6 protein-coding genes and 3 pseudogenes are annotated in these 7995 nt (G+C 68.8%); 7 read left to right on the forward strand and 2 right to left on the reverse strand.

Annotation, left to right across the window (positions count from 1 at the left end):
• Window positions 1-58: 58 nt before the first annotated feature.
• Complete coding sequence (locus AMK27_RS40630) at window positions 59-1447, forward strand: replicative DNA helicase (RefSeq protein WP_079188828.1); 1389 nt, start codon at window positions 59-61, stop codon at window positions 1445-1447.
• Between the two features lie 136 nt (window positions 1448-1583).
• Here the strand turns inward: AMK27_RS40630 and AMK27_RS40635 are convergent.
• Window positions 1584-2018: pseudogene (locus AMK27_RS40635) on the reverse strand (pyridoxamine 5'-phosphate oxidase family protein).
• A gap of 357 nt (window positions 2019-2375) precedes the next feature.
• On the opposite strand from AMK27_RS40635, the gene AMK27_RS40640 reads away from it, so the two are divergent.
• Window positions 2376-2618 (forward strand): hypothetical protein, encoded by a 243-nt coding sequence (locus tag AMK27_RS40640; RefSeq protein WP_073919498.1) that lies wholly within the window; start codon window positions 2376-2378, stop codon window positions 2616-2618.
• Between the two features lie 74 nt (window positions 2619-2692).
• Window positions 2693-2842, forward strand: a complete 150-nt coding sequence (locus tag AMK27_RS43205) for a hypothetical protein (protein WP_198956036.1) — start codon at window positions 2693-2695, stop codon at window positions 2840-2842.
• A gap of 592 nt (window positions 2843-3434) precedes the next feature.
• On the opposite strand, the pseudogene AMK27_RS40645 reads toward AMK27_RS43205, so the two are convergent.
• Window positions 3435-4240: pseudogene (locus tag AMK27_RS40645) on the reverse strand (IS630 family transposase); the annotation flags it as partial.
• A gap of 168 nt (window positions 4241-4408) precedes the next feature.
• Between AMK27_RS40645 and AMK27_RS44665 the strand changes: the two are divergent.
• The 4 genes and pseudogenes from AMK27_RS44665 to AMK27_RS40670 all read left to right on the forward strand — a co-directional run.
• Window positions 4409-4501, forward strand: a pseudogene (locus AMK27_RS44665) (hypothetical protein); the annotation flags it as partial.
• A 19-nt stretch (window positions 4502-4520) separates the two neighbouring features.
• A complete protein-coding gene (locus AMK27_RS44430) occupies window positions 4521-4811 on the forward strand; it encodes a transposase (protein WP_107425812.1) in 291 nt (96 codons plus the stop codon).
• Between the two features lie 964 nt (window positions 4812-5775).
• Window positions 5776-7455, forward strand: coding sequence for a MobF family relaxase (gene mobF, locus AMK27_RS40665; RefSeq protein WP_241847811.1), 1680 nt, complete (start codon window positions 5776-5778; stop codon window positions 7453-7455).
• Entirely contained in the window at window positions 7452-7778 is a 327-nt protein-coding gene (locus tag AMK27_RS40670; protein ID WP_073919501.1) for a hypothetical protein, read from the forward strand. Before mobF ends, AMK27_RS40670 begins: the two co-directional genes overlap by 4 nt.
• Window positions 7779-7995: the final 217 nt, after the last annotated feature.

Raw genomic sequence — 7995 nt, forward strand, 5'->3', positions numbered from 1 at the left:
ACCGCTGCAACGGTCCGGCCCTATCCCCTGCCCGATGCACCCGAACAGGAGACCTCCAGTGTCCAGCACCCGTGACCTCCCCGGCCAGCGCCCGACCGCCAGCCCCGACGAATCCGACCCGTGGGACACCCCCGCGTCCGGCGCCCTGCGCAAGCCCCCGCAGAATCTCGAAGCCGAACAGGCCGTGCTCGGCACCCTCATGAACAGCACCTGGGGCGCCGAGCGGTACGTGCCGGAGACCCTGGAAACCGGCATCGTCGCGGAGGAGTACTACTGGCCCGCCCACCAGATGATCCACCGCGCCATCTGCGACCTGCGCCATGCCAACGAGCCGGTGGACCCCCTCACCGTTGCCGCGGAGCTGACCCGGCGTGGAGAGCTGACCAAGGCCGGCGGCGCCTCGTACCTGCACTCATGCGTCCAGGCGGTACCCACCCCCTCGAACGGCGCTCACTACGCGGAGATCGTCCGGGCCAAGGCCTACCGCCGCGCGGCGATCGAGTCAGCGCAGCGGATTCTTCAGTACGCCTACAGCGAGGAAGGCGACGAATCCGATGTGCGCAGCCTCGTCGAGCAGCAGCTGACCGCCATCGTCGCCGGCACGCCCCGCCTTCGTTCGGCGCCTCCCGCGGTCGGGGACCTGTACATGGACTTCGTCTCGGAGCTGGAGGAGGTCCAGAACGGGCGGCAGATCGGGCTGACCTACGGACTGGACGACCTCGACGCGGTGACCTCCGGGATGCGCCCGGGGAACGTCACGGTGATCGCGGCGCAGTCCGGCGTGGGCAAGTCGACCCTGGCTCTGAACGCGGCCGTGGCGGCCGCGAAGACCGGTGCCCGGGTGATGTTCGCGTCGCTGGAGATGAGCAGCACGGAGCTGATGCAGAAGATCGCCGCGGCCGAGGGCACGATCGCGATGCATCACCTCACCCGGCAGGACGGCCTGGACTCCAGGGAGTGGGCCACGGTGGAACGTCTGGGGCGGGAGCTGTTCAAGACGCTGCCGCTGCGGGTGTACCGGCCGGACGGAGCGGCCCTGCACGACATTGAGTCCGCGGCCCGGGCCTGCGTACGTGATGACGGGCTGGACGTCCTCGTCCTCGACTACCTCCAGCTCGTCGAGGTCGAACAGACACGCAACATCACCCGTGAACAGGCCGTCGCCGCCGTCTCACGCGGCCTCAAGAACCTGTCGACCCAGCTCGACTGCCACGTCATCGCCCTGTCCCAGCTCAACGACGACGGCATGATGCGCGAATCGCGTGCCATCAAGAACGACGCCAGCGTGGTCATCAAGGTCGAACGCCCCGACATGGACGAGCCCGAATCGCCCCGCGCCAGCGAGGTCGACATCGTGATCGAGAAGAACAGGTTCGGGCCCCGCGCGACCGTCACAGCCGCCGCGCAACTGCACTACAGCCGGTTCGTCGACATGTCGCAGGCATGAAGGGACAGCTGTAGAACCTCAAAATTCTCGGCGCAATCTCAGCCCCGATGGCACACCGGTGGCACTGATGCCGACTCCCTGCCGCGAGGTAGGGAGATCTGACCTCGCCTTCCTGTTCCGGCGCGGCGTGGGTTCTTCAGCCCTGGGCGGGGATGTCCAGGGCAGTCCCGTACAGGCGGGAGACCCGGAGCAGGATGGTCACGCGCCGGTCAGGCAGCGGCTGCTCTCCCGGGGCCGCCCCGTCGGCCGGGTCTACTATCTCCGCCTCTCCCTCGGCGACGGCGAACGACCAGACGTCCGGGCCGCTGACGTGCAGTGAGGCGTGCGGGTCGCTACGCAATTGGCGGACCTTGAGGCGATTGGCGGTGGAAGAGACCCGAAGTACACGCTCCCCGGCATTCCAGTCGTAGAGGACGGTGGACAGGTGCGGGTGGCCGGTGCTCCTGACGCTCGCGAGCACACCGAACTGCTGTTGACTCAACAGCTGGGAGAGCTCCTGGGCGGTGAGTGCTCAGGGGGCCGGTCCGTCGTTCTGGGTGGTGGCGGTCTCGGTAGCGGGGTGCTCGCTCATGGGGATCAGCCTTTGGTGGTCGGGGTGGGGCGTGTCAGGTGGGACGGGGGCGAGTCGTCAACCGCAGCGTAGGCGGAAGCCGGTTCATCAACGACGGGATCCAGGGCCGTGTGCTGCTCGGGGCGGAGCGCGCGACGGCACGGAGCTGGAGGCAACAAACACATGGTCTCCCCTGTTAGTTGACGCAGCACTAGAGACCGTAGCAGATAGTTTTGTTGCGGACTATCGAGTGCCCCGGCCTGTCACCGGCTGACATGAGACCGAGCCGCTGTGCCAGCAACCCGAGACGGCGGAAGAAGTGCTGGGCGGGAAGCGTGGCGTGTGCCACGAGCGGTGAGGGGCCCTACAACAGCAGCCATGGCCACGACTTCCCGCGCTTTTACGGCCCGTCAGCCCTACGCTGACGTCATCGTCCTTGGGACGAAGCGCTGTGAGAACCGCAGCCGCCCGATCCCCCGGGCCGCCGTGGGCGCCAGCATCCTCATCCACGCCGCGCAGCAGTCTCACAGCTCCGGCGTCACCGCCGCCGGCCTCGAGGGGCATGCCTGGCCCGACACCCGCGGCGCCGATCTCGCCATCAAGAGCCTCACCAACGCCTGAACCACCCGCCCATCCCCGGGGCCGGCCTGCCCGAGCACGGCCAGCCCCACCCCGACCCCGAAGGAGCACCCTCCGTGGCCCTGTCGATCTCCGTCGCCGTCCTGCTGGGCATCATCGTCCTCGTCAAGGGCGGCTACGTCCGTGTCGGATCCGCCGCCACCTGCGCCCTGTTCGGCTTCACCCTCGCCGCGACCGGCCTGGCCCCCACCATCAACACGACCTGACCGCCGACGACATCGACGCCCCCGCAGCTCTCCACCCGGCAGATCGCCACCCTCAGGCGAGGCGAGGATCGCGTTGTACTCGTTGATCTTGGCCTGGAGTTCGTCGTGCTCAGTTCGTGTTCCCTGCGGTGTGCGCTTCGCGAGGGTGAGGCCTGATCGCTGAGCGTTGAGTCTCAGAGGCCTCAGTGTCAGTGTGGAGGAAAGCGGGATGGTCGAGGGCAATGACCTCGCGGCCGACCGCTGAGGCCTGGGATGATGAGAGCCCCGCGAGGTGGCATTTCATAGGCCCTCCGCCCCGTCCGCGTCCCATCCAAACGGCGAGACTCCGATGGTGGAAAGCCGTCCGCGGATGCGACCTTCAGAAGGGAAGTCCCGATGGGTGACCTGCGTACCACCTGCAAAGTCTGTGCTGGCCCTGTTCATCCGAACGTGGTGGCCGGTTGTACTGCCTATACCTGCACCACCCCCTGCGCGGAGTGCGGGCACATTGGTGACGTCCACCGCGACTGATAACGCCGGGATTCTGCCGAAGGTGTCCCGAGACTACGGAAACCAGGCACGACTTCCAGGTTCCGACTACCGTCGTGAGCGCCTAGGCAGCGGTTCTGAGGGTGGGGTCGGTGGCGCGGAGGCAGCCATCGATGAGGCCGGGCGGATTTGGTTTCTGCGTAGCTCGCGCCGGAGTGTGCGGTCAAGGTCGTCGGGTGTATCGAAGGCGTTGGCCATCGCTCTGCGTACGAGTGACCAAACTGCCTCAACGGGGTTCAGGTCGGGTGAATAGGGCGGCAGCCGGACGGTGGTGAGCCAGTCATGCTCAGCCTCATACCGTTTCAGCCCGGCGGCCGGGTGGGTGTTGGGGTTGTCCCAGACGACGACGATAGGGCCGCCGAGTTGGATGTGGGCAGGAACGAGCAGGTCGCGGTAGTCCTTCCAGGAGAAGCTTTTGCGGGCACCCTTGAACAGGAGATGGGCACAGAGAGCCTGTGGATGAGGCGACTCGGCTCGCCAGGTTTGTAGCAGCACAGGGCGGCGACCGAGGTCCGGCGGCGCGATCTTCCTCTGACCCGGATGACGGGAGTGAGTCCGCGTCGACCCCAGGTGCGTGCGCGGGGCGGCGTCATGGAGAATCCGGCCTCGTCCTCGAGCGGGATCCAGCCGCCACACGCCGCCGCGATCCTTTTACCTGGGGCCACACCCCCTTCTTCCACAGTTCCACCGCCTGCTCGTCACGCTCCAGTGCTCTGCGGACGGGTGCCTGCCATGACCAGCCGTGCCGTCTCAGCAGCCGCCACACCGTCGCCACCGACAGGTTCAGCCTCAGACGGCGGCGGATCACCGTCTGGATCCGGCCAGGATCCACCGCTGATCGTCGAAGTCGTGCGCCGACGGCCCCTTGCCGAAACCGGGCCGGCGGCGTCGGCTTCATCCGTGACCAGCTCCGCCGCCAGATCCGCACGGGCCAGGGGCGATGCCCCTGGCCCGTCACGTTGATCGTGGCTCGCAGTCCGTCAAAGGCGCCGACATCGTCTCCAAAGCCACCCGCGGCTTCGACGCCGGCTTCCCGTGATGATCACGGTGACACCTGCGAACGTGACCGACCGCGACGCGGCCCGTGAACTCCTCTGGCGCCTTGGCGTCATGCAGCCGCAGATCACCCAAGTCTGGGCCGACTCCGCCTATGCTGGCCAGCTCGCGAAACGGGTCCGACGACTTCCTCAAAATGACGCTGAAGACGGTTTCCCGCCCTCGCTACGCGAAGGGGTTCGTCGTCCTTCCCCGACGCTGGAAAGTCGAACGCACCCTCGGCTGGATCATGAAGTCCCGCCGCAACGTCCGTGACTACGAACGGCTCCCGCAGAATTCCGAAGCCCATCTGACCTGGGCACTCATCACCCTCATGGCCAGGCGCCTCACGCGCGGCGGCAAGCCCCGCACGCAATGGGACAGGAAGCCCCGACCATCGGTCTGACTACTGCCCCCGCAGATACTCTCGGGCCCCACCTCCGGCGGGCCCGAGCCGAACGACAGCAGGACAGTTCGAGCACACAACGGCTCAGGCATCTTCCACCGCAGTCGTCACTCTGGTCGTCTCCCGGAGCAGTCGATAGGACACCGCCGGTGCCGCATGGACCCGGCACCACTCCAATCGTGCCAAGGCCTCAGCCCGCTCACCATAGGGGGCAGATACGGACTTCCACCGCCCCTCCAGACCAGCCTCAACCGACCAGACAACGCGGCAGTCCACCTCGGTCTCATCCACGCTACGAAGCCTACGGCCCACACCTGACAGCAGCCTGGGATCTCGAACACTCACTGAAGGGCTTCGGTGACGTGCTGTGCTCAGCGGTGTCGGGTGCTCGGGACAGTCGTGCGCTGTTGGTGCTCGATGAGGGCGGATTGGGTTGCATCGGAACTACGGGGAGGCGACGCAGCATTCGCACGGCGCCGTCAGCTGTCGCCTTAGCGCTCTCGCATGGCTTCCGTCCACTGCACGGGCCGGGTCGCCTGGCAGCCGTGGCATCGGCGGCCGACGACGCGCTCGGCGACGGGGAAGTCGGACTGTGCGGAGCGCTCCTGGAGCACATCCAGGAGCAGCGGTTCGATACAGAGGGGGCAGGGCTCGCCACACGTGGTGGTGTTCACGCGGGGGGGGGGGGAGAGAGTGCATACACCAGCGGCTTACTGTCTCGGGCTGCCGGGACGTCCCGCCTGGCGGGGCGCTTCGGCAAGGACTTGCTGATGGCCTCCCGCCCGGCGGGAAGGGCCCCATTTCGTTCTTTCGCGCAGTTCAGGGGCGGGTTTACATGACCCGGTGATCAGCAAATCGGAGGTCCGTCCGGGAGACGGGGTGCGTTACCTGTTCCGCGGCGTGATGGTCGGTGACGGCCGTCGCCCTGCGGGCACGACGCTGCGCGCCGCGCAGGAGGATGCCGGTGTCCCCGCCCGGTGTGTGGAAGGGCCGGGGCCTGGCCGCGGTCGGGCTTGCGGCCGGGGACGTGGTGAGCGAGCGGCAGGCCGAACTCCTTCTCGGCGAGGGCCGGCACCCGGACGCCGACCGGATCGAGCAGGCCCTCCTAGTGGCGGGCAAGACTTCGGCGCAGGCGCAGCGGGCGACGGTGCTGGGCAGGCCCATTGAGCACAACCAGTCGCCCGAGACCGAAGACGCGAAGGAACGGACGGCCTGGCTGAGCATGGACCTGGTGTTCCGGGCGCCGCCGACGGTGCACATCGCGTGGGCGCTCATGGACGACGAAACCCGCCGGGTGCTGGAGCTGTGCCAGGACATCGCCCGGGACGAGACCCTGGCCTGGCTCGAGGACGCGGTCGCGGAGATCCGGTGGAAGAGCGGCGGCAAGAACCGCGCCCGCGTCCGTGACGGGCTGATCGTCGCCGTGTTCCGGCACTACGAGTCCCGCGCCGTCGATTCGCGGCCCCTGCTCCACGACCACGCCGTCGTGTCCATCCGGGCCCGCCGGCCGGACGGGACGTGGGGCAACCAGACAGCCGACGCACTGATGAAACACATCGTCGCGGCCGACGCTCTCTACACCCTGCTCTTCATGGAGGAGGTCTCCGCCCGGCTCGGGTGGGCGTGGGAGCCGCGCGAGGTGATGCCCGGCCGCCGCCCGGTCATGGAGATCGCCGGGATCGACCGACGGCTCATCGGCTGGCAGTCCACCCGACGTCAGCAGATCGCCGACGCCCTCCTGCTCCTCACGGCCAAGTACGAAGAGCGGCAAGGCCACTCGCCGGGGAAGCGGGCCGCCTACGCGATCGCCTGCCAGGCCGCCGACCAGACCCGCTCACCGAAGCGCACCCAACTGCGGTCACTGTCCGAGCTCCGCGCCGCCTGGCGGGACTCGGCGGCCCGAGCGTACGGAGCCGACGTCGTCGCACGGCTGGCGGAGCGCGCCCGAGCAGCGGCCGCAGCGATATGGGCGCGGGTGCGTCCGCTCGTCGACGTCGCCCTGGCCGCTGCCGAGACCATCGCCGTGGTGTACGTGATGCGCGGCGCATTCGCACACCGCCACCTCCTCGCCGAGGCCCGCCGCCACCTCTCCTACGCCCTGCGCGGCCGACCCCACCAGCCCGGCTTGGATGAACAGATTGTCCAGGCGGCCATCGACGCCTACACCCGCCCGGTCGGAAGCGGCCGGATGATGACCGCCGACCTCCACGCCCTCTACCCCCGCGACACCGAAGACCAGGCCGTGCTCCGCCCCCTGACCCGCAACCGGTCCGCCACCCCGTACCAGCGCGCCCGTCTCGCTGCTGGCGCGCTGACCGCCCGGGTCCACGCTGCACGCCGCGCGGACCGCCTGAACTCCCCGACCCGGCCGCACACCGTCGCCGTGCCCTCCACTCTGCGCCCCTGCACCGGGCGGAGGACCGGCCGGGACCTGGAGCCGACGACGGACGTCGCCGCGGTGGAGCTGACTCGTCGGACGCTGGAGGCCGTAGCCGCCGAGATGGCTGCCCGGCTCCAGGCCGGGGTCCGGGAGCGAGCCACTCGCCTTCCCTCTCCCGACTCTGCGGCGGCTCCACCGCTGAGCGCCCAGCCGCCTGTCCAGCACCCACAGGGATGGACACCACCTACCGGAGGAATCGCATGACCAACATCCCGCCCGCGGACCCGAGGATCGAAGCCGTTGCCGCCCGGCTGAAGGAGGACGCCCGGAAGCGCGCCGAAGCGTACGCGCCGCCGACGGACTGGCAGCCGATCTGGAAGCGGCCCCGGAAACCGAAGTCCATCAAGGCGAAGAAGGCGGAGCTTGCCAAGCAGCGCAAGCGGCGCAAGGCGGCGGGAGTCCGACGGTTCTACGGCGCACAGTCGCGCCGGCCGCAGCCCCGGCAGAACCGCATCGGCAGCGCCGCGGCCCGCCGCGACGCCCGCGCCCTGTCCCGGATGCGGCACTCGAACGCCTGGCTGTGGTGACGAGGTCGAGCACCGTCCACCGAGTGGACCGCCCAGGAGTCGACACCGAGTGGATTCCATCCGGTGGGTTCCACTCGGTGGACTGCACCCATCGGCTCGGGCCTGGGCAGTTGGAACGCGCCGAGAGACCCCAGCCCACTCGTCTTCTCGGAGCACCGCACTCAGGAGACAGCCCCCACGCAAACAGGAGCAGGACTTGTCGTTGCTCCCGTAAGAA

The organism is Streptomyces sp. CB02009, from assembly GCF_001905825.1.
Classification (GTDB): Bacteria; Actinomycetota; Actinomycetes; order Streptomycetales; family Streptomycetaceae; genus Streptomyces.

Bases quoted from the DNA above. Each gene is read 5' to 3' on its own strand.
- AMK27_RS44430 (WP_107425812.1), top strand. From the start codon at position 4,521: ATGCTGGCCAGCTCGCGAAACGGGTCCGACGACTTCCTCAAAATGACG.
- AMK27_RS40640 (WP_073919498.1), top strand. From the start codon at position 2,376: ATGGCCACGACTTCCCGCGCTTTTACGGCCCGTCAGCCCTACGCTGAC.
- AMK27_RS40670 (WP_073919501.1), top strand. From the start codon at position 7,452: ATGACCAACATCCCGCCCGCGGACCCGAGGATCGAAGCCGTTGCCGCC.